Below are 19,907 nucleotides of genomic sequence, written 5' to 3'. Positions count from 1 at the left end.
TGAACTATCCTGCTCTGTTAGCGGAACATGCTACAACATTAAATCGGCAGTACCCTGTTATGGCTGTATATTCAGCTCTCGTTACCGATAGTTGAAAAAGACCACTCATAAGCTTTGAGCGATATTCGTAATTTCTTGATTGATAGACTGAACCTCATTACTGTCCTTGATTACAAATGAATAGTCAGCTTCGCCTTCTGCTGGTGCTATCACATTGTCATCTTGAGACTCAGCCTGTTGTAGAATTAGTACTTCTTCAAAATTTGAAGCACCCCTAATAACTGTCGTGCTGCGCTGACTTTTAGCGATGCGCTCCATAAGAACACAATCTGGAATATCAAAATTTACAAGAATACTGATAAAACCTTGATTATGAAATTTTTCGAGAAGATCCAAACGATTTTTGCGATGGCGATTTGAGTTGCAAAGAATAAGATGAAAATCAGTCTGATTTACCGCATAATTTACAATTGTTTGAGTGACGGCATACTTGAAAGTATAAGGACCTTGTTCTGGCATTAAGGTTTTGTAATAGGTGTTGATAAATTCCGCATGATTATCCTGGTCAATCACAAGTGAGTTGTGTAATTGCTGTTCTAATTCTTTAGTTTTACCACTATGTGTTTTACCAACTGTAATTATCAAAAACCTTTTCATGAATGCTTCACCATTCCCAAGAGCTGTGCGTTAAATCTTATTGGCTTCACAAATTCAAAGGTGAAGTTAACGAACTTCAGTTGATTGTAATTACGTGAGTACTTATATTCCAAATTATACTATATTTTAACAAGTATATTGAACAAATCTGCCTGTTAGTTCAGCGTCATAATGGAAAAATGAAAAAACTTTATTATGAATTAAACAACTTTATTATAAAACAATAGAAAAAAAGACTCCGAAGGGTCTTTTTCTCAACAGTAACGTTTTGCACTAAGTTTCTTAGTTTATCCATATCATTCCAACGTCCAAAGACGCACAGAGTCCTCATCGAAAAAGGCACAAATCTGAATAGAACATTAGGATAGAGCAAATAAACAACATTCCTTGACAGGAATATTCTATTTGATGTATATTCAGATCAACAAATAAAATATCGTTTCAGGAGGAGTTAAAATGACAACTCAACAATCATCCAACAGTAAGGCACCGGTTATCAATGAACGTGAGTTTTTACTGGAAAGAGTATTTAAAGCACCGAAAGCGCTTGTTTTTACGGCTTTCACCGAACCCGAGCATTTAGCCAAATGGTGGGCACCTAGGCCTTATACCATTCCGATCTGTAACATTAATCTTCGTGTAGGTGGCAAATGGCATTATTGCATGCAATCACCTGAAGGTGAGCGACATTGGGCTTTAGCCATTTATGAAGAAATTAACAGTCCGGACAGCTTGGCTTATACAAGCACATTCTCAGATGAACTAGGAAACCCGACTAATTTTGTTCCTGAGCAGCATGCTACTGTGGTATTCAGAGAAGTTGATGGCAGCACCAAGCTTAGTATTTCCTACCGGTTTGAATCTGCAGAGGCGCTTCAGGCAACAATTCAAATGGGGATGATTGAAGGGCTGTCAATGACATTGGACAACAATCTGCCTGATCTATTGGCTGAAATGCAGAGCTGACCTATGTACATCCTATCTTTTGAGTAGGTTAAAATTATGAATGAGACGATCTTTAGCGCTCTTGCCGAACCGAATAGGCTGCATATCGTCGAGCTGTTACGCACGGGTCCACTATCTGTGGGAGAGATTGCCCACAGTCTGGGCCTGAACCAGCCCCAAGCCTCCAAACAATTACGTGTGCTTAGTGATGCCGGTTTAGTCGAAATGAAAGCTGACGCCAACCGGCGGATTTACAAGCTCTGCCCCAAGCCCTTAATTGCGCTGTACGCTTGGCTTAATTCCTTCCACCTCATCTCGGACGAGCGGCTGGATCTATTGGACGACTACTTGCAGGGGCTTCTTAGATGAAGTTCTCCAGAAGGTGGATACAATTATAAAGGCAATTATATCAATTGATATATTGGCCTTTATAATTGTGGTAAAGTAAGAAATTTGAACCCTAACAGCCGCTCGTGAGCTTAATTTGTTCGCCTCTTAGGCTACCATTCTTGAATAAAGTCATAAAATTATCTTATTCAACTAAATTTTCATCCAAGCAGTTAAATAGATACCCTCCTACGCTCTCATAATCCATTAGCTGAGAAGATATGGAGTCCTAACTTATTTAAATTTGGAGGAACATTAGTTTGAATTTAATGTTTAGTTACCAAACTATTCTTCATGCGAATAATAGCACTACTAGAAGAGATATTTCGTGCACATTTAATTTTTATAGCACACTCCATTGGATCATGCTTCTGTGTGTCCACAGTCAAATCGTAATCCATGTTCTCATGTGCAGTATGAATTTGAGATTTGGCTAACCCAACAGCGCGATCACCACGAGCAAGCTCCCGACGCTCAAGTTCTTCAAGAGGACAATGAACTCCAACAAAGGTTACAGGATAATCGGATAGAATATCTACACATTCTATCAACCAATTCTTATCGGTGATAATATGATCTACTATTACATTTTTTCCGAGTAATGCCAATGCTGCGACTATATGATGCAAGAGTGAAGCTACTTTTGGAATCATCAAGCTAGCAGCTTTACCCAATTCCTCGTGCGCTTGTATATTTGTAAAATACATGTTGATGATCGGTTCGACTATACTATCGAAAGAAACATATACATAGGGTTCTTCCAAAATCGTTTCTAATGCCTTTGCCAGACTTGTTTTCCCAGAACTTGATGTTCCGTTTAGAAAAATAATATGTCCGTGGATCATCTTAATCCCCCTAGAATTCTGTTGCTTTTTTTGATGCTACTTTATTTATCACTCATTAAATATTAACATCCAGTCGCAATTAGAAATTTTTTAAATAACTCTTACATACGTTTCTCGTCCAATCATGGTAGTTCTCCCAAGTATCCCAAACGTTCCTGCTCCATTCCATCAGCATTTCATTACGTTTCACCTCTACTACACTCGCATTTCACACTCCCTGTAACAACGGTAGACATCATTTGGGACTTAATAACCGTAATTTACCAATTAAGTATAATTATCTTGCAAGTTAGCCCGTTTGTTTTTCTGTCTGCTGCATTACTACCCGTTAGTGCCAATTCATTTAATAATCCTATCTCTACGTGGATTGGGAGGTTTTAATCTATTCTATTACTATTCTGACCTAGAGTATCCGTGAGTTCGCATAACTACTCTCCAAAGCTAACTTCAAAAACCTTATTCGTTTATAGTTTTAATAAATTCTTCTTTTATTTCATCCTTTGGATCCCATATAGACCACGCTACTTCTAAGAGATTTCCCTGGTTATCTCTGAAATAAAAATATTTTGCCTCACCAGCTCCCAGTGTCTTCAAGTCTTCAACTTCAATTCCGTTGCCCTTCAAGTAACTATGAGTAAATTCTATATCTATACAGTTTATAGCCATGATTGGAAAAGGCTTCCCATTCCTTGATATTTCTAACCTATTGCTGTCTTCTGTCTCTATAAGCAATAATGCGATTGAATTCTTGTGGGGTTGTTGTAAAACAGCCAAAAACGAACCACGATCCTGGAATTTATTCATCAATCTAAAATCCAAGTTATGAGTATACCACTCTATTGAATCATCTAAATTTGAAGTTGGTATATAGACATAACCTATACGCGTAAATACAAATCCATTACTCACTTACAAACACTCCCTTAGATTGTTTTATTGGTTTTTGTTATGTCTTGTACCTAAGCTTAATTACGAAAACCCTTCTAATTTTAACATAATTAGGGAATTAATGTGTATATTATTGTAATGCACATACCACTTATCTTTACGCATAGCTGAAGCAAAGTCCCCGTTTATATATAGTTTACGGTGTGACGCTTTCCTTCTGCTGGTCATCCTCAATCTTCAAGCGGTTCATCTCTTGATCTAGCTTTAGTGCAAGTTCGTGAAGTTTGTCTTGAATGTCATTGTCATCCGTTGTAAGAAGGTTAATAAATTGGGCTCTCAGATCTTCGTTCCAATTGTAATTGAACACGTTATTATTACGGGACGGTTTGACCACATAATTCATCTCATCTTCAAATATACTCTTGATCGGATCTGATTTTTGATGAAACGCTTCCGACATGGATTTACTGGGCGTCAAATAATACTCTGAAAATTTTATTGAATCTTCATTTGTAGATAAAGCGAGATATTGAGTAAATCTCCAAGCCTCATCAGGGTGCTTGCTTTTTTGAGTAATTCCGAATCCATAAATATCCGATAAATGATTGGCGCGCTCGCCACTTTCGAAGTGGGGTAATGAGGCGACGCCTATTTTATCTTTTAAATCCCCAAATTTATTTCTATAGTATGAATATGCGTAAAAACTACCGAAAACCATCCCAGTTTTTAAGGTTTCAAATCCATAATCGGTACCTAAAACACCAGTATCCTTTTTTTCTTTATCATCATGAAAATATGCATTTAGCCATTGAATCGTACGAATCGCCTCAGGACTGTCTAAATAACCAATAGAAGTTTTTCCGTCGGGAGACAGAATGCTTTTTCCGTAACTTGCCAACAGAAGATCAAAATAATCTGTCATATAAGGAAGCATGGATCCACCTTTTAATTTTTTGGAAATGTCTCTAAATTGTTCCCATGTCCAATCACCTTGAGGATAGGGAATGCTGGCTTCATTAAAAAAATCATTATTATAGATTACTACATACGAATCGGTAGTGTATGGCAAGGCAAGTAGTTTGTCATTAACCATCCCCGTGTCGAGAATTCCTTTATAAATATCTATTTGCTTTGATCCTGATGATCGCTGCAACGATAATAAATCGACTAATACCTCTTTTTTCTCAAGAGCAGGAAGGCTGGATAAAGGGAGTGGAACAATGTCTGCCGCTTCGTTACTCTCTATGTATTCTTGAAATGAAGAATAATTCCCGGTTGCTTGAACAACCTTGATCGTGATTTGCGGGTTTAATTTGTGAAAATTTTCAGCAGCATCCTGATATACTTGGCGATAACTAGTAGAATAGGCATCGTCACTAATCGCAAAAGCTGGAAGTAGAAAATCGATCTCGACGGGTTCTATGTCTTTCTTGTTTTCGCTGCATGCGGAAGAAGTAAAAGTAATCAGAAGTATCATGGTAATTATAGGAATTTTAAGAATCACTTTTTTATATTCAAAATATCAAATCCCTTCTATACATGTTTAGGAAAATTATATAGCAAAGGATAAGTGGAATATAGGTATATTTTGTTAGAGAATGGTGTCGATTTGTTAGATAACCCAGTTAGTTCAAAGGAGACTGCTGAAATCTGGTGCTTAATCATATTTCTTCTTCCACTCAGTTCTGATTATTGCGAATATATCAACAAGGACTGCCAAAATAGCGAAGAACACAATACTTTGCCAATCGATTTTCTTATTGATTAGTAATGAAATGATGCATAGGATGATGATGATTACCACTGTACTTATGGATAACTTTATAAATTTGGCCTGGAATTTTGTCATTAGCTCACCTCTGATATCTTTCTACCGTTAATAAATGGATAAGGTATTCAAATAGAAACCCTACACCCCATTGAATCACTAAGACAAATGATAATACAATACCCCATTTGTTAATGAAATGTTTCGATACATTTCCCTATATTTCCCTCACCTATATATATTGGAACTCAAACTTTCCCTAATCCTTTTAATGCCTCAAATATTTTAGTATCGTCTCTAGGATCCTGATTTTTTCCATATTGTATTTTGTACATATTATTATCACTTCTTTTAAGCCACACAGAAGAGATCCTCGGAATATCAATATCAGGTTTAAATTGAGAAGAAAAGGAGGACCAAAAGCTCCCTAGATATATTCTTTCATTACCCACAACTACAACAAAAGGTTTACCACTTGCTGGTACTTTCCCTTCTAACTTTTCCTCTAAACTAATACCTTCCTTCATTGTGAATTCATGTTCAGTCCAATTGTATGTACTAATTTCCTTGTCAGTAAGCAGAGCTATAGTTTCTAACGGAAGATCATCAAGCTTTTTACTCATGGCTTCAGTTGTTGATAAGTCTTTAACCAAATAGATTGAGAATTCATTAACAGACCTAACCTTATCATTACAGCCAACAATCAGTAATAGCATAACATTCAGAATTACAATTAATTTTATATTAGATGATATCATAAGAACTCCCCTCTTTTATTTAGACACTCATTAGCAGACAATTGATATTTATAAAGGTTTCATTTAATGGTATTCCATCCAATATTAATATTATCGTTGCTTCAATAGGAAAGAGGTGTTTGCCGCATAGCAAAAAGGCTCCACTATAGTACTCAGTTCATATAGTTATTATTTTTCTTTGTTATAGTGGATTTCAATATTCTCATTTTTTATTATCATTTCATCATTTTTCAATTCAATTTCATAAAGTGAACTGTTTATTGAAATTTTTTTTTTTGATCTCCATTCATATTTCATTTTTTCATCTGATTTTGTTATGTTTTTAACCGTTATATCATCCTTTATTTCATTTACATAATTCCCTAAAGTTATATTTCCTTCTTTAATTTCCAAGTAATTAAATTGACTTAATACTTCGTCACTACCTACTTTTTGAGAAGCTTGATCTGATACCCATATACCTAGAATTTGAGATTCATTATCTTTCGAACAACTTGATAAAATGAAAGGTAAAACAACAACTACAATTAGAAGAGTAACTAATCTTTTCATTTTTAGCTCCTATTTTTATTTTATTTCGAGCATTTCGCATATCGTCTTGCTTACTAACTTCGCATATTATCCATAATTTCCATTATATCTCATTAATTGTTTATAGTGTTATTACAATTGATGTTACAATTCCAATTAAAGAGATCCAAATAAAATACGATTTGAAAATATTCTTCATCAAAGTGTCCTGTCCTTGAATTACTTCTCTATGATTGTGCTCTAATTGTAAATCAGTCGTCGATCCTGAATACGGATCAGCATTATATCCAGTCATTCCACGTCTCCCTATACCTTTAATTATTAATGTGAGTATCAGAAGTGCTACTGATCCTAGAAACAAGTAATTAGATAATTGGATTAATGTCATTTAGTCTACACTCCTTGTAATGTTTTAGTTCATGGTGTGATTGGATATTATTTAGTTACGAACTATCCTGCCCCGATTATAGCTCGTTCACATACTTTTCCAAATGGTGAATATAATTAAATATTGTTCATCAGGAGGAAACGAAGTCTATGGTACAACCGACACACTCGTTCATGAGAGGTACATTAGTTTTGTCCGTCGCCGCTTTCATCAACCGCATTCTCGGCTTTATCAGCGGCATATTTGTCGCCCGCGTGTTGGGCGCAGAGGGAATTGGTCTCTTGATGATGGCGCATCCACTCGTGCCACTCGTCATTACGATTACGGAGCTCGGCTTACCGGTCGCGATCTCGAAACTGGTCGCGGAGGCCTACGCTCGAGACGAGCGTGCTAAAGTGAGACGTATCCTGCACGTATCGCTCGCTGTCACCACTGTCTTGAGCGTGGCGTTGACGACAGTCTCACTGCTCTGCTCAGAGTGGATCGCTTCCATCCTGCTAAGTGACCAACGTGCGTATTACGCGATGCTCGCGATTACACCGATCGCACCGATCGTCGCCGTCTCCGCGGTGCTGAAGGGCTACTTCCGTGGCAAACAGCGAATGATGACGATCGCTGCTTCCGACGTGCTCGAGCATACAGTGCAAATCGCATGCGTATTGGCGATGGTGCATCTGTTGATGCCTTATGGAATCGCGTATGCAGCTGCGGGCGCAATGGTCGCTTCCGTCGTTAGCGAGGCGATCAGTCTCTTATTCCTAATGGCAAGTTATAAGGTATACGGTGAATCCAAGGTGTCTGGTGAAACATGGGTGAGCCACCTGAAGCAGGGGAAACGCACACTCTCCGAGCTGCTGCAAATCGGCCTGCCGACGACCGGGCATGGCGTGATTCATTCGTTATTCGGCGCATTTCAGCCGCTGCTCATTACAACCAGCTTAGCATTAGCCGGTATTGGCACAGCACTCGCCACGAAGCAGTTTGGCCAGCTCGCCGGCTATGTATTTCCGCTGCTCTTCATGCCAGGCTTTATTACGTCATCACTGTCCACGGCACTCATCCCGGCGATTAGCGAGGCTGCAACAAACAAGAACGGTCTGCTCATACATGAACGGATGGATCAAGCGCTGCGCTTGGGACTCCTGATCGGTGCTCCGGCAACCGTCATCCTGTTCGTGTGGGCGACCCCGCTCACGACGCTCATTTACGATGCACCGGATGCAGGATTACTGCTGAAAATATTGGCGCCTATGTTTTTTTTGTATTATTTCGATGCGCCGCTGCACGCGATATTGCTTGGGATCGGACGAGCGAATGTTTCACTATGGAACTATGTGGTTGCCACAGCATTCAAAATACTCGCTATCTTCGCGTTCGGCAGCCAATTCGGCATAATCGGCGTAGCGTATGGCATCGGTTTTGGTATCGTCATATTGACGCTGCTGAACTTCTTATCAATCTCAAGCTTGATCGGGTTTTACTGGGATATTCGTCCATATGTCAAAAGCAGCATCTGCATGGTGATTATGGCGCTATGCGGGAAATGGGCCTTTGGCTACCTTAACAACCTAGGACTGTCCCTGCTATGGAGCGTACTCGATTCGATCATCTTATCCTTGCTCTTCTACTTCGTTGTGTTCATTTTAATGGATATGGTGAAACGTAAACGTAAACGCCACATTTTTTCGATACCATGGTAAGCTGTTCGCGGATGACATGTGTAAAATGAAAACCCAACAAATTGTAAGACATTTCTTCGTTAATAAAAGGGAGATATGACTTCTTAGACTCCATAAAGAAAAATGGAATGCCTGCATTTTTATATACCTTTGCATATTTTTAATTTGCAGCCTCAGTTTGATGTTGCTTCATAATGATAATGGCATCAAAGGCTGGTGAAAGATTTTGATCCTCTAATTGATTAAAAGTTATTTTTTTGAAGTCCACATTTTTTTCTCTTATATTCGGAGCATCTCCAATAACGCCTATAACTAAGCTTTTGCCTTCGTACCGAGGCGTTTCGATTGTATCAGAGTTACAACCCGCTAATATCAAACAAATAAAAAGAAGGATTATTGAAATTTTATTCATTTCCGTTAAAGTAATTGAATTGCGATTATTCATGCTTATTTCTTATCATAAGTTCTTTTATATCACGCAATTCTTGTAATATTTCTTTTGAATATTGAGTGCTTTTAGAATTATCTATGCCTACTTTAATAATTAATGCTCCTACTACCAAATAAACGATAAACATGATTATTACGCCCATCTTATTTTCATTCCTCTCTAATAGATACCCAATTTTTTCACAATTGTTATCCTGTCATTTTACCACAATATGGATTTTTAAAGACTGTAAAATTCAACAATGTTACAAAAAGTAATAAGCAATAAAATTACTTTACTTGAATAACCTTGGATTTCCATCTATTCCACTCCTATTATTTATAAATTCACCCCCATATGTTTGCTCGATGACCTTTTAGACGTTATATTAGCAAATAAAATCCACAAGTTTAGTTCCCCTCCTAAACCATCCTTAACAATAATAATTACTATCTTGACAGGCTTAATGATAGAGATTACAATTAGCAACAAAGCAAACAGGAAATAAGGAGTGATTGATTTAATGGGCTGTGAAATATTAGTTCAGGACGTCACTGTCCACCTTGGCAATAAATGCATATTAGATCGTGTTACCTTTACAGTAAAACCAGGCGAATTTCTTGGAATTATTGGTCCTAATGGTGCTGGCAAAACGACTTTATTCCAAGTTCTATTGGGTATTCTCGAGCCTCAGCATGGACGCATTCTTTTTGAGGATGATTTACATAAACAATTAGCAGGCTCTTCCGTTATCGGTTATGTGCCGCAAGCTCGTCAAATGGATCCTGAAGTTCCAATGACCTCATGGGATTTTGTCAGCTTGGGCTTACCACATAAGATTAGGCCTTGGTTCACCTCCAAAGATCGCACTGCTATTAAAGAAGCATTACGACTAACGGATGCTGAAAGCTTATCGGACAAAATGATCGGCAAATTATCTGGTGGTGAAAGACAGCGAGTCTATCTTGCACAAGCCTTGGTCCGTAATCCGCAGATCCTATTATTAGATGAGCCTACCTCCAATCTTGATCCCGGTGCTCAAGAGAAGATGGCAGCTGTTGTTGCTAGAATCTGTAATGAAACAGGCACAAGCGTATTATTCATTAGTCACGATGTGAATTTAATTGCTAGATACGCTCACCGTATTTTGTATTTAACTAAAGGTCATTATGCAGTTGGAACGGTTGAAGAGGTTATGCAGTCGGATGTACTTAGCAATCTTTACGGCAATACAGTTGAAGTCATGAAAAAAGGCACTAAGCTGATGCTGGTTTCCGATGCTGATGATGCTGTTTCCTCAATTTGTCACCATAACTCTTAGGAGGTATTATTTTGTTTCATTATGCTTTTATGCAGCATGCATTTATTGCAGGGACACTAGTTGCCATTATGTGTGGAGCTATTGGTGTGTTTGTAATTGCGCGAAATCTTTCTTTTATTGCCCATACTTTTTCACATATCGGATTCTCTGGAGCGGCATTTGCCGTTTTCATGGGCTGGAATCCACTTTATGGGCTGCTTTTATTTACAAGTACAAGTGCTTTGGCCGTTGGTCAGATGGGTGTAAAAGTATTCCGCCGTGATGTTTCTATTAGTGTGGTTTTGAGTATCTTTCTCGGATTAGGCATCCTTTTTTTATCGCTTAATACCAAACAAACCACCTCGATGTTCGCCCTTTTATTCGGAAGTATCGTTGGTATTAGTAAAAATGATGTTTGGGAGCTTGCCGGATTATCCACACTCGTACTGATAGTACTGATTTTTGGTTATCGCATGTTAAAGTTTGATTCCTTCGATCCCCTAGGTGCGCAAGCAGCAGGCTTACCCATTCGTTTAATTTCGATTGGCTTTTTGCTCTTGATGTCCATCGCGGTTGCCGAAGCAATTCAAATTGTTGGTGCCCTGTTAGTCTTCACTTTAATGACCATTCCGGCAGCTACTGCACGCTATTTATCACCTTCCATTTTTAAAATGATTCTCTATTCCGCAGGCATTGCTGTTCTAGGGGTCTGGTTGGGACTTATCTTAAGCTATTATACGAATGCACCCGTAAGCTTCTTCATTACGATCAGTGAAGGGTTCTTCTATTTCGCAGCTTTAAGCTGGTACACCCTGCGTGAGAAATCAATCGCTAAAAAAGCCATGCAAGCCTAAATCATGTAAACTAAAGGCGAAACGGTTACCTGCATTCATCTGCAGGTATTCCGCTTCGCCTTTTATATTGTTTGTTAACGACCTTAATTACCTGGCTTCCCTGTGAATCGTGTATTTTTTTAAACGAGATGAGTATTTTTTCTTCTCGATCCGCTCTGGATTATTACGTTTATTCTTTGTTGTTGTGTAATTACGATCCCCGGTTTCCGAACAAGCTAATGTTATGGTTATTCTCATTTGTTACCTCTCCCCAATAATTAGATTAAGCACGCACCAATTCTTCGTCCTTATGATTAGGCAATTCGTCTATAAACGAATGCCAATTCATCTTGAGCTCAGCTTCATTAAGCAAGCAAGCGTCTAGAGTAGTGATTAAATGAGATTTATCTAAATTTATACCAATGAAAACAAGCTTATTGATCCGATCTCCATAATCATCATCCCAATTTTCTAGCAGCTCAGGCTCCTCATTAAACATTTGCTGTCTTTCTGCTTCAGGAAGTGTTGCAATCCAATGGCCGGCAGGACCAAATTGAATTGATGGGCCAGCCTGGCTTAGGTTCTGCCCCATCTCATTACGAGAAGCGAGCCAGACTATGCCTTTGGCACGGACGATCTCCTCTGGCCACTCCTCCATCCACAAGGTTAAGCGTTCAGGATGAAAGGGAATTTTTCGCTCAAAGACAAAAGAAGATATTCCGTACTCTTCGGTTTCCGGCGTATGAACCGTTTTATTCATCTCCTGCATCCAGCCTGCAGACTGGCTTGCTTCATCGAAGTCAAATAATCCTGTATTTAAGATTTCTTTTAGATCAACTTTACCGTAAGTACTCTGAATGATCTTAGCACGTGGCTGCAGCTTGCGCATTATCAGCTCCATTTCAGCAAGTTCATCCGCAGCGATCATATCACATTTGTTGAGAATCAACACATCACAGAATTCAATTTGACTGATCAATAAGTCTACAACCTCTCGAGTATCATCTTCACCTACAGCTTGCTGACGATCCAAAAGACTTTCCCCTGAGGAGAAATCATGCCAGAAACGAAAAGCATCTACTACCGTCACCATGGTATCAAGCTGACAGAGCTTAGATAGATCAATACCCAGCTCTTCATCGACATAAGTAAAAGTTTGTGCTACAGGAATAGGCTCACCAATGCCCGTAGATTCAATAAGAATGTAATCAAAACGATTCTCTTTCGCCAGCTTTTCAACCTCCTGCAATAAATCCTCTCTTAAAGTACAGCAAATACATCCATTCGACATCTCGACCAGCTTTTCATCCGTTTTAGATAGACCGCTGCCCTCCCTAATCAAATCTGCATCAATATTAACTTCGCTTAAATCATTAACGATGACAGCTACCTTCAAACCTTCCCGATTATTCAGTACATGATTGAGCAAGGTTGTTTTGCCAGCACCTAAATATCCATTTAAAACAGTAACCGGCAGTTTTTTCAAATTCGCTAATTTTTCCATACTTCACCCTCCTAATTTAGTAATTATTACGATTAATGAAAATAATAAAACCGAACTTCGCGTCCGGCCGATTCATTAAATGTAATTATTACTATTACGAGTATTATAATATCGTTACAAAGGATGAGTGTCAATAACCACATTAACATTTTAATAAACTCAAAGATATCTAAGTCTAATATCATTGCCTTGTCTGATTAAGCTGATGTTTAATGAAGACAATTTGACGAATATAATATTATTTTTCGAGAACATATCAGCCAGCTGACTATATTCTTTGTATACCGTTAATTTAATTTCACCACGATTGGGCAATCTATATATGAAAGAAGACTCGTTTGCTTCAAGATAATTTTTAAATACTCTAGCTTGGATAAACTCGTTTCCATCTAGAATAAAATATTGATAGGTTTCATTGCTTGAATCATAGACTTCAAAATCATTAGATTTCACAAAAAACTCAATGTTAGAAAATTCATTTGTGATCAATCTTTCTGGCAGCTTCTTCTCTATTTTCACAAGCACTTCAACTATTTTACCCATAGCAAGAAAAAACACTCCGCCAATGATCATATTTACTATAATGGAGAGATCACTAGAAGTTAAATTTTTGTTAACACCAAAACCATACAACACAGCTACTGCAATGATAAAATATCCTATAATATAAAGAATGAAATCCATAATAAGTCCTCCTGTATCTTCCTTTTCTGTACTGCTATCAATTTGTATCTAATGGAACATTACTTACTGCATATGATACACCGCGATTTTCATCCCATGCTTTATGTAATTCCTGTGCCATTATTGCCAAATCTTTATATGGCATGGCCGTAGTTTGGACCTTGTCATACTTATGTCTAAAATGCTTTCCTTGTTTCATTATTCTAAGTGCTCCTAGATAGTCATCACTTAATGCCCAAACTACACGTTTAATATCTGCTAGAATAATGGCGCCTGAGCACATCGGACAAGGTTCAACCGTTGAATATAACGTGCATTGATTCTTGTATTCTGGTTTCATTAATTCAAACCCTGATTGTCTAATTACATCAATCTCTGCATGCCAGGAAGGATCATGAGCCGTGAAAACTCTGTTTCTTCCTCTACTTAAAAGCTTCCCATCAGGTGAGACAAGTACGGCACCAATAGGAATAGTACCTTCTTCGAATACGATCTTTGCTTCTTCAAGAGCCATCTCAAGAAAATAACGATCCAGTTCCATAAATACACCTCCGCGAGTAAAGTCTATTACACTTTAAATATCTTACTTGCACTATATTACCATAAACTGGATTAATTGCATCCATCCAAACTAAAAAAGACATCAAAGGTTATTCCCCCTCGATATCTACAGTTGTAATTAGCTTAATTTAATTATAAAGCTTAACTTGCTTACTCCGCTGTAACAGGCTCTTCTTGTTCAACTTTTTTCGGTGCTGCAGCACAATCTGGACAGATCCCAAAAACCTCAAAGCGATGCTGGAGAATTTCGTAGTTGCCAGGAAGTGTCGACATGAAATTCATTGGACAGAAATCGAACGTCATCGTCTTCTCACAGTTGGTGCAAATAAGGTGATGGTGATGATGCTTCAGACAGCTAGCCCTAAACTTCAAGCCTTCGTTGAAATAAAATTGCTCCAATACCCCCATTTCGCTAAGCAAACGGAGATTGCGATATACCGTATCGAAGCTGACTCCTGGATAAGGAATTTTCATATAATCATAAACATCCTTGGGTGATAAATAGCCTTCGGCTCCTGCAAACAACGTAGCCATGCTTTTACGCTGCTCTGTAATCCGCCAGCCTTTGGATGTCATTGCCTGTATAATTTGCTGAATTGTCGCATTATGTTCAACATTATGTTCAACCACGTTAGTAGCTCCTTTATAAAAGTATTCGCTATTTAATTATAGTGAAGCATTTAGCTAGGGGTGTCAAGCAATAATCGACTTAAAGCTTGTCTAATGCAAGCTTTATAGCTTCTTTCGAGAAATTCTCGCCAATAAAAACAGCGACATTAGGCACCTTACCTTGTGGAGTGATCTTAATAAGCTCAGTCTGACGATAAGCATATTGAAACAAAAATCGACTTTCTTTGTCCTTAAACTCCATAATCCCTTTAGCCCGGTAGACTTCTTTTGGTAGCTCCTTGATTAATTGATCAAAAGCCTCACTCTGGATAGCTCGCTCAAAATAATGAGTATAGACCATAACATGATCATGCGAGTGATGATGTTTTTTGTCATTATGATCGTGCATGTGTTCATGATTGTGCGGCTCATGTTCCGTCTCATGCAGCTGATCCTGCTTTCTATCCCAAGTGATATCATCCAATTCATCAAACAACTGAATGTCGATCTCGCTATAGACAGTCGGATAGATTGCAGCAAAGACATTCCATTCGCGAATGATGCTTTCTAAGCCTTGAAGCTCCCCTGAAGAAACCTGATCCATTTTATTTAGAATAATTGCGTTGGCACAGCGAATTTGATCACGCATTAAACGAAAGGTTTTGCCGGATTTTTTTTGTGATAGCTCTAATAAATGTCGTGCATCAACTAGGGTAATGATCGATTTCAAAGCAATTTTCATTAAAAGCGAAGCTTCTGTCACGCCGTCCATGATTTCCATGGGATTAGCAACCCCTGTTGATTCAATAAAAATTACATCTGGCTGATGATCTTGATAAAGCCCTTGAATCGTCATACCCAAATCTCCACGAATCGTGCAGCAAATGCAACCGCTGAGCATTTCCTCCATTGGTACGGTTTCTCCAAGGATTAGTCCATCTAAATTCACATCACCAATCTCATTCATAATAACTGCCGGCTTTTTGCCAGACTCTTTATAATAATCCAGTGCTTTTTTTAACAAGGTCGTTTTGCCGCTTCCTAAAAATCCAGATATAATATGAATCGGTATGATCAACTCCATTTAACATTGCCTCCTGTGATTCAACTTCCATGTATAATAGTAAAACTTACTATTTTGATATTAATATAGCTTTACTGAATAACCATGTCAATAAAAAAACAACACCTCATATTCTGCATGGAGCAGAAAATAAGATGTTGAAAAACGCTTCATTTAATAAAACTAATCCCTTTACTTCGTTAATCCTGCATGAATGATATCTAAATTCCACTTCATCATTTTTAAATAACTATCTCCATTTTGACCTGGTTTCCCTGTCGAGTCAGTAAAAATTTTACCTTTAATGGCAACGCCTGTTTCTTTAGAAAGACTGTCCATACTACGAGAATCAACGCTGGTTTCCACAAACAAAGCCGACACTTTTTTCTCCTTGACGATATCCACTATTCGCATCATTTGATCGGGAGTCCCTTGATTTTCGGTATTGATCTCCCATATATATTGCGCATCTAAATCGTAAGCCGCTGAGAAATACTTAAACGCTCCTTCGCTTGTTACCAATATGCGACGTGCTTTTGGAATATCTGCAAAAAGTGCTATGGCATGCTCATCCAGCTTGGTTAATTCTCCAATATAAGTTTTGGCATTCTGCTCATAGAACTCCTTATTATTAGGATCTTTGGCAACCAAAATTTCGAGTGTATTCTGAGCATAGATAATACCATTCTTAATGCTTAACCAAGCATGCGGGTCCTGTTCAGATTCCTTGCCAGCCGTAGTCAGATACTTAGGCTCCACCCCTTTACTTAAAGGATATACTACATCCGCTTTGCCTTTTTTATGGGTCGTTTCTAGGAGTCTATCGAACCATCCATTCCCTGTTTCAAGGTTAAGTCCATTATATAGAATGATGTCAGCGTCACTTGCGTGCTGGACGTCCAATGGTAAAGGATCATATTCATGAGGATCTGTGCCAACTGGAACTATGCTGTAAAGGTCTACTCGATCAGAGGCAATGTTGCTTACTATATCATAGAGAATGGAATAGGTAGCCAATACAACAAGCTTATCTCCATCTTCGCTCTCTCCTGAATTGTTATTTTTACTCCCACATCCCGTTATCACCGCAATAGTTAATAAGAAAATAAATCCAATTTTAAATGTGTGTTTCATCATTTCTTTCCTCCTTAAGACTTCATTTAATTATTGTGCAGATCGCTGTTTTCTAGCTCGTAGAGATCTCCATACGACACCTTGCTTCGGTGAAAATGCAAAAGCGACTGCGAAGAAAAAGGCAGATGCGAGTACTATCGAAGCACCTGAAGCCAGATTATACGTAAAGCTGAAGAATAGACCGACGATTGCCGAAGCCGCCCCAAAGGAGGCAGATAAATAAATCATAACCCATAACCTATCCGTTAGTAGATAGGCGGTTGATGCCGGTGTAATGAGCATGGCAACAACCAAGATAATCCCCACTGTTTGCAACGAAGCCACGGTAACCATCGTCAATAAGGTCATCAAAAAATAATGAATGAGTTGATTCGGTAATCCATAAGCAGCAGACATAACTGGATCGAATGAGCTAACAAGCAGTTCTTTATAGAAAACATAAACTGCGGTCAGAATTACAAGGCCAATAACCAATGTAATCCACATGTCCGATGAACGAACAGCGAGAACATTTCCGAATAGGATGTGATACAGATCGCTTGAGCTTTTGGCAAAGGTAATTAGAATAATCCCTAATGCGAAAAAAGCTGTGAAAATAATTCCTATAGCAGAATCATTCTTAATCCGACTATTCTGACTCACATAGCCAATACCAATCGCAGTAAGCACACCTGTTATCACAGCTCCAAAGAAGAAATTAATACCCAGCATATACGAAACAGCAACCCCTGGCAGTACAGCATGTGAAATGGCATCCCCCATCAACGCCATCCCTCTAAGCACAATAAAGCAACCAATCACACCACAAATAATTCCCACCATAACGGAGGTCAATAAAGCCTTTTGCAGAAAATTATATTCAATCAAAGCGTTTATAAAATGCATCAGACTCTCACCTCGTTCAATTTTAAGAAAGATAATTGTGAAGCATATGCTTTCATCATAATATCGGGCTGAAGTATTTTTTTCACAGGTCCGATGTCAATCAAATCCTTATTCAATAACACTAGTTCTTCAAAATACGTTTCAGCTTTGCTTAAATCATGATGTACGACAAGCACTGTCTTACCCTGATCTCTAAGCTCTTGCAGGATCGAAACAATTATTTCCTCACTAGTCACATCAATAGCGACAAACGGTTCATCCAAGCAGAAAAGTGTTGCATCCTGTGCAAGTGCCCGTGCTATAAAAACACGCTGCTGTTGCCCACCGGAAAGCTCACCTATCTGACGATTGCTGTATGCTTCCATTCCTACTTTTTCCAAACAGGCGTATGCCCAATCCTTGTGTTGCTTTTTGGGGCGGTGAAACAGGCCTAGTCTCGGATAAGTTCCTAGCAATACTGTATCGATAACCGTAATGGGAAAGGTCCAATCCGTTTCATTTCTTTGCGGGACATAGGCAATTTCCTTGCGAACTTCTTTAATGGGCTTGCCTAATATATGGACATGTCCCTTATCTCTTGTAATTAACTCAAGCATCGATTTCAAAAGGGTTGATTTCCCTGCTCCATTGGGTCCAATAATTCCGACCATCTTCCCTTGCTGGATTGTGAAGCTTATATCGCGCAAAGCTTGGTTACCATGATAGGAGACGGATAAGTTACGCACTGAAACGGCTGTTGTCATTCTATATGCAACTCCTTTATTATTAGTATTGGATGTTAAACTTATTAAGTTTCCTATTCGACAAAATGTTTCCCATGGGAAAGTTATTGGTTTAAAGATAATACACTTATTCGATTATGTAAAGATATTTTTTCCCTGCGCCATCTTATTTTCACTAGGGCAACATATTTCCCAAAAAATTCATGGATATTAAAATAATTTTCACTATTTGTACAGTATCATGTCTCAAACGAGCTTTCTTATTCGCGTATTCAGCCGATTGCGCTTCCCTTTAAACCTAAATCTACTTATTAGTAATTGTTACAGATAAAATTATTGACATCCTCTATTCGGAAGGATTATAATTAGGCACGTTGCTACTATGTGTAATAATTACATTTAAAAAAGGAGATACACCATTTTATGAAAACACCGACTCTATTCCATCCATTACTAAGCAAGGCTACTCTATTATTAACTTCTATTGCCCTAATAAGTTTACTCAGTGGCTGCGGTAAGGATAAAGACGAATTCCCAGGTAAAATTAAAATTGTCGCTGCTGAGAACTTTTATGGAGAAGTAGCTCAAGCAGTTGGAGGCGATTTAGTTCATGTGGTCTCTTTACTTACTAGCCCTGATATGGATCCTCATGATTTTGAGCCAACTCCCCAGGCTTCCAAAGATGTTGATGCAGCACAAATCGTGATCTATAACGGAATTGGCTACGATGAGTGGATGGCCAAAATTATTAAAGCATCCGGAGGAACAGATTCTAAAACAGTTATTGCTATTGGCAGTGATATTATGGGCAAAAAAGAAGGCGATAATGAGCATCTCTGGTATAACCCAGAAACTTTCCCTAAATACGCTAAGGTTCTTGCTGAGAATCTAAGTAAGCTCGACCCGCTTAATGCCGATACATATGCTAAACAAGCGGATGCCTACATTGCAACCCTCGCTCCAGCCACTGAATTAGCTAAAGAGCTTAAACAAGCAACAGCCATTCCGATTGCTGTATCCGAACCTGTATTTGATTATATGGCTGAAGCACTTAACCTTACAGTCACAGATAAAAAGTTTGAATTAGCTGCCGAGGAAGGCGCAGATCCCGCACCAGCAGACGTAGCAAAGCTTCAGGATGATATCAAAGCTAAAAAAATCAAAATGTTTGTGTACAACACTCAATCCTCTAGTACGACAATTCAAAATATGGTTGCCTTATCGAAGGAAAATGGCATTCCAATTATTGAGGTTACAGAAACGCTGCCAAAAGATAAAAATTATATCCAATGGATGACGGATATCCTAAACCAAATCAAAGCAGCTTTAAAATAAG

At 38.4% G+C, this 19,907-nt stretch carries 25 protein-coding genes; 6 read left to right on the top strand and 19 right to left on the bottom strand.

What is annotated here, in order from left to right:
- Nucleotides 1–105: 105 nt before the first annotated feature.
- Nucleotides 106–657: an ATP-binding protein gene (locus EHS13_RS16865; protein WP_155701459.1), complete on the bottom strand. Its 552-nt coding sequence runs from the start codon at nt 655–657 to the stop codon at nt 106–108.
- A gap of 456 nt (nt 658–1,113) precedes the next feature.
- Here EHS13_RS16865 and EHS13_RS16860 point away from each other — a divergent pair, with 456 nt between their 5' ends.
- Together EHS13_RS16860 and EHS13_RS16855 are read left to right on the top strand one after the other, a co-directional pair.
- Complete coding sequence (locus EHS13_RS16860) at nt 1,114–1,623, top strand: SRPBCC family protein (RefSeq protein ID WP_155701458.1); 510 nt, start codon at nt 1,114–1,116, stop codon at nt 1,621–1,623.
- Between the two features lie 36 nt (nt 1,624–1,659).
- A complete protein-coding gene (locus EHS13_RS16855) occupies nt 1,660–1,971 on the top strand; it encodes an ArsR/SmtB family transcription factor (RefSeq protein WP_155701457.1) in 312 nt (103 codons plus the stop codon).
- Nucleotides 1,972–2,255: 284 nt separating this feature from the next.
- Here the strand turns inward: EHS13_RS16855 and EHS13_RS16850 are convergent, their stop codons facing one another.
- From EHS13_RS16850 to EHS13_RS16820, 7 genes are all read right to left on the bottom strand, one after another.
- A complete protein-coding gene (locus EHS13_RS16850; RefSeq protein ID WP_155701456.1) occupies nt 2,256–2,834 on the bottom strand; it encodes a chloramphenicol phosphotransferase CPT family protein in 579 nt (192 codons plus the stop codon).
- A gap of 456 nt (nt 2,835–3,290) precedes the next feature.
- Nucleotides 3,291–3,743 carry a VOC family protein gene (locus tag EHS13_RS16845; protein WP_155701455.1) on the bottom strand — a complete coding sequence of 151 codons (453 nt, stop codon included), beginning with the start codon at nt 3,741–3,743 and terminating at the stop codon, nt 3,291–3,293.
- A gap of 175 nt (nt 3,744–3,918) precedes the next feature.
- Entirely contained in the window at nt 3,919–5,199 is a 1,281-nt protein-coding gene (locus EHS13_RS16840) for an ABC transporter substrate-binding protein (RefSeq protein ID WP_155701454.1), read from the bottom strand.
- A 180-nt stretch (nt 5,200–5,379) separates the two neighbouring features.
- Nucleotides 5,380–5,571: a hypothetical protein gene (locus EHS13_RS16835; RefSeq protein ID WP_155701453.1), complete on the bottom strand. Its 192-nt coding sequence runs from the start codon at nt 5,569–5,571 to the stop codon at nt 5,380–5,382.
- 167 nt (nt 5,572–5,738) lie between these two features.
- A complete protein-coding gene (locus EHS13_RS16830; protein ID WP_155701452.1) occupies nt 5,739–6,248 on the bottom strand; it encodes a hypothetical protein in 510 nt (169 codons plus the stop codon).
- A 168-nt stretch (nt 6,249–6,416) separates the two neighbouring features.
- Nucleotides 6,417–6,800 (bottom strand): hypothetical protein, encoded by a 384-nt coding sequence (locus EHS13_RS16825; RefSeq protein ID WP_155701451.1) that lies wholly within the window; start codon nt 6,798–6,800, stop codon nt 6,417–6,419.
- Between the two features lie 100 nt (nt 6,801–6,900).
- Entirely contained in the window at nt 6,901–7,167 is a 267-nt protein-coding gene (locus EHS13_RS16820; RefSeq protein ID WP_155701450.1) for a hypothetical protein, read from the bottom strand.
- Between the two features lie 149 nt (nt 7,168–7,316).
- On the opposite strand from EHS13_RS16820, the gene spoVB reads away from it, so the two are divergent.
- A complete protein-coding gene (gene spoVB / locus EHS13_RS16815; RefSeq protein ID WP_155701449.1) occupies nt 7,317–8,867 on the top strand; it encodes a stage V sporulation protein B in 1,551 nt (516 codons plus the stop codon).
- Between the two features lie 139 nt (nt 8,868–9,006).
- Here spoVB and EHS13_RS16810 read toward each other — a convergent pair whose 3' ends face one another.
- Together EHS13_RS16810 and EHS13_RS36410 are read right to left on the bottom strand one after the other, a co-directional pair.
- Nucleotides 9,007–9,291 carry a hypothetical protein gene (locus EHS13_RS16810; protein WP_155701448.1) on the bottom strand — a complete coding sequence of 95 codons (285 nt, stop codon included), beginning with the start codon at nt 9,289–9,291 and terminating at the stop codon, nt 9,007–9,009.
- Nucleotides 9,284–9,439, bottom strand: coding sequence for a hypothetical protein (locus tag EHS13_RS36410; RefSeq protein ID WP_193571509.1), 156 nt, complete (start codon nt 9,437–9,439; stop codon nt 9,284–9,286). Before EHS13_RS36410 ends, EHS13_RS16810 begins: the two co-directional genes overlap by 8 nt.
- A 360-nt stretch (nt 9,440–9,799) precedes the next feature.
- Between EHS13_RS36410 and EHS13_RS16805 the strand changes: the two genes are divergently transcribed.
- Together EHS13_RS16805 and EHS13_RS16800 are read left to right on the top strand one after the other, a co-directional pair.
- Entirely contained in the window at nt 9,800–10,597 is a 798-nt protein-coding gene (locus EHS13_RS16805; RefSeq protein ID WP_155701447.1) for a metal ABC transporter ATP-binding protein, read from the top strand.
- Between the two features lie 11 nt (nt 10,598–10,608).
- Nucleotides 10,609–11,430: a metal ABC transporter permease gene (locus EHS13_RS16800; protein WP_155701446.1), complete on the top strand. Its 822-nt coding sequence runs from the start codon at nt 10,609–10,611 to the stop codon at nt 11,428–11,430.
- Nucleotides 11,431–11,517: 87 nt separating this feature from the next.
- Here the strand turns inward: EHS13_RS16800 and rpmG are convergent, their stop codons facing one another.
- The 9 genes from rpmG to EHS13_RS16755 form a co-directional block, all read right to left on the bottom strand.
- The gene (gene rpmG, locus EHS13_RS16795) at nt 11,518–11,667 is read right to left on the bottom strand and encodes a 50S ribosomal protein L33 (RefSeq protein WP_155701445.1); all 150 of its coding nucleotides are present in this window, start codon (nt 11,665–11,667) and stop codon (nt 11,518–11,520) included.
- 25 nt (nt 11,668–11,692) lie between these two features.
- The gene (locus EHS13_RS16790) at nt 11,693–12,913 is read right to left on the bottom strand and encodes a GTP-binding protein (protein WP_155701444.1); all 1,221 of its coding nucleotides are present in this window, start codon (nt 12,911–12,913) and stop codon (nt 11,693–11,695) included.
- A 159-nt stretch (nt 12,914–13,072) separates the two neighbouring features.
- Nucleotides 13,073–13,597, bottom strand: a complete 525-nt coding sequence (locus EHS13_RS16785) for a hypothetical protein (RefSeq protein WP_155701443.1) — start codon at nt 13,595–13,597, stop codon at nt 13,073–13,075.
- Nucleotides 13,598–13,634: 37 nt separating this feature from the next.
- Nucleotides 13,635–14,138, bottom strand: a complete 504-nt coding sequence (locus EHS13_RS16780) for a nucleoside deaminase (protein ID WP_155701442.1) — start codon at nt 14,136–14,138, stop codon at nt 13,635–13,637.
- 170 nt (nt 14,139–14,308) lie between these two features.
- Nucleotides 14,309–14,734 (bottom strand): Fur family transcriptional regulator, encoded by a 426-nt coding sequence (locus EHS13_RS16775; RefSeq protein WP_155705397.1) that lies wholly within the window; start codon nt 14,732–14,734, stop codon nt 14,309–14,311.
- A gap of 133 nt (nt 14,735–14,867) precedes the next feature.
- Nucleotides 14,868–15,851 carry a CobW family GTP-binding protein gene (locus EHS13_RS16770; protein ID WP_155701441.1) on the bottom strand — a complete coding sequence of 328 codons (984 nt, stop codon included), beginning with the start codon at nt 15,849–15,851 and terminating at the stop codon, nt 14,868–14,870.
- A 171-nt stretch (nt 15,852–16,022) separates the two neighbouring features.
- Nucleotides 16,023–16,964 carry a metal ABC transporter solute-binding protein, Zn/Mn family gene (locus EHS13_RS16765; protein ID WP_155705396.1) on the bottom strand — a complete coding sequence of 314 codons (942 nt, stop codon included), beginning with the start codon at nt 16,962–16,964 and terminating at the stop codon, nt 16,023–16,025.
- 30 nt (nt 16,965–16,994) lie between these two features.
- Nucleotides 16,995–17,849 carry a metal ABC transporter permease gene (locus tag EHS13_RS16760; RefSeq protein ID WP_155701440.1) on the bottom strand — a complete coding sequence of 285 codons (855 nt, stop codon included), beginning with the start codon at nt 17,847–17,849 and terminating at the stop codon, nt 16,995–16,997.
- Nucleotides 17,849–18,592 carry a metal ABC transporter ATP-binding protein gene (locus tag EHS13_RS16755; RefSeq protein ID WP_155701439.1) on the bottom strand — a complete coding sequence of 248 codons (744 nt, stop codon included), beginning with the start codon at nt 18,590–18,592 and terminating at the stop codon, nt 17,849–17,851. The genes EHS13_RS16760 and EHS13_RS16755 overlap by 1 nt, the downstream gene beginning before the upstream one ends.
- A 402-nt stretch (nt 18,593–18,994) precedes the next feature.
- On the opposite strand from EHS13_RS16755, the gene EHS13_RS16750 reads away from it, so the two are divergent.
- The gene (locus EHS13_RS16750) at nt 18,995–19,906 is read left to right on the top strand and encodes a metal ABC transporter solute-binding protein, Zn/Mn family (protein WP_155701438.1); all 912 of its coding nucleotides are present in this window, start codon (nt 18,995–18,997) and stop codon (nt 19,904–19,906) included.
- Nucleotide 19,907 lies beyond the last annotated feature (1 nt).

The sequence above is a fragment of the Paenibacillus psychroresistens genome (assembly GCF_009728935.1).
Classification (GTDB): domain Bacteria; phylum Bacillota; class Bacilli; order Paenibacillales; family NBRC-103111; genus Paenibacillus_AC; species Paenibacillus_AC psychroresistens.
The sequence above is the reverse complement of the archived record's forward strand: the minus strand, read 5'-3'. Positions and strand labels throughout refer to the sequence as shown.

What these genes read in the sequence shown, in the direction of transcription:
- EHS13_RS16865 (WP_155701459.1), bottom strand. Translation starts at nt 657, where the DNA reads ATGAAAAGGTTTTTGATAATTACAGTTGGTAAAACACATAGTGGTAAA.
- EHS13_RS16860 (WP_155701458.1), top strand. Translation starts at nt 1,114, where the DNA reads ATGACAACTCAACAATCATCCAACAGTAAGGCACCGGTTATCAATGAA.
- EHS13_RS16855 (WP_155701457.1), top strand. Translation starts at nt 1,660, where the DNA reads ATGAATGAGACGATCTTTAGCGCTCTTGCCGAACCGAATAGGCTGCAT.
- EHS13_RS16850 (WP_155701456.1), bottom strand. Translation starts at nt 2,834, where the DNA reads ATGATCCACGGACATATTATTTTTCTAAACGGAACATCAAGTTCTGGG.
- EHS13_RS16840 (WP_155701454.1), bottom strand. Translation starts at nt 5,199, where the DNA reads ATGATACTTCTGATTACTTTTACTTCTTCCGCATGCAGCGAAAACAAG.
- EHS13_RS16835 (WP_155701453.1), bottom strand. Translation starts at nt 5,571, where the DNA reads ATGACAAAATTCCAGGCCAAATTTATAAAGTTATCCATAAGTACAGTG.
- EHS13_RS16830 (WP_155701452.1), bottom strand. Translation starts at nt 6,248, where the DNA reads ATGATATCATCTAATATAAAATTAATTGTAATTCTGAATGTTATGCTA.
- EHS13_RS16825 (WP_155701451.1), bottom strand. Translation starts at nt 6,800, where the DNA reads ATGAAAAGATTAGTTACTCTTCTAATTGTAGTTGTTGTTTTACCTTTC.
- EHS13_RS16820 (WP_155701450.1), bottom strand. Translation starts at nt 7,167, where the DNA reads ATGACATTAATCCAATTATCTAATTACTTGTTTCTAGGATCAGTAGCA.
- spoVB (WP_155701449.1), top strand. Translation starts at nt 7,317, where the DNA reads ATGGTACAACCGACACACTCGTTCATGAGAGGTACATTAGTTTTGTCC.
- EHS13_RS16810 (WP_155701448.1), bottom strand. Translation starts at nt 9,291, where the DNA reads ATGAATAATCGCAATTCAATTACTTTAACGGAAATGAATAAAATTTCA.
- EHS13_RS36410 (WP_193571509.1), bottom strand. Translation starts at nt 9,439, where the DNA reads ATGGGCGTAATAATCATGTTTATCGTTTATTTGGTAGTAGGAGCATTA.
- EHS13_RS16805 (WP_155701447.1), top strand. Translation starts at nt 9,800, where the DNA reads ATGGGCTGTGAAATATTAGTTCAGGACGTCACTGTCCACCTTGGCAAT.
- rpmG (WP_155701445.1), bottom strand. Translation starts at nt 11,667, where the DNA reads ATGAGAATAACCATAACATTAGCTTGTTCGGAAACCGGGGATCGTAAT.
- EHS13_RS16790 (WP_155701444.1), bottom strand. Translation starts at nt 12,913, where the DNA reads ATGGAAAAATTAGCGAATTTGAAAAAACTGCCGGTTACTGTTTTAAAT.
- EHS13_RS16785 (WP_155701443.1), bottom strand. Translation starts at nt 13,597, where the DNA reads ATGGATTTCATTCTTTATATTATAGGATATTTTATCATTGCAGTAGCT.
- EHS13_RS16780 (WP_155701442.1), bottom strand. Translation starts at nt 14,138, where the DNA reads ATGGAACTGGATCGTTATTTTCTTGAGATGGCTCTTGAAGAAGCAAAG.
- EHS13_RS16775 (WP_155705397.1), bottom strand. Translation starts at nt 14,734, where the DNA reads ATGACATCCAAAGGCTGGCGGATTACAGAGCAGCGTAAAAGCATGGCT.
- EHS13_RS16770 (WP_155701441.1), bottom strand. Translation starts at nt 15,851, where the DNA reads ATGGAGTTGATCATACCGATTCATATTATATCTGGATTTTTAGGAAGC.
- EHS13_RS16765 (WP_155705396.1), bottom strand. Translation starts at nt 16,964, where the DNA reads ATGAAACACACATTTAAAATTGGATTTATTTTCTTATTAACTATTGCG.
- EHS13_RS16760 (WP_155701440.1), bottom strand. Translation starts at nt 17,849, where the DNA reads ATGCATTTTATAAACGCTTTGATTGAATATAATTTTCTGCAAAAGGCT.
- EHS13_RS16755 (WP_155701439.1), bottom strand. Translation starts at nt 18,592, where the DNA reads ATGACAACAGCCGTTTCAGTGCGTAACTTATCCGTCTCCTATCATGGT.
- EHS13_RS16750 (WP_155701438.1), top strand. Translation starts at nt 18,995, where the DNA reads ATGAAAACACCGACTCTATTCCATCCATTACTAAGCAAGGCTACTCTA.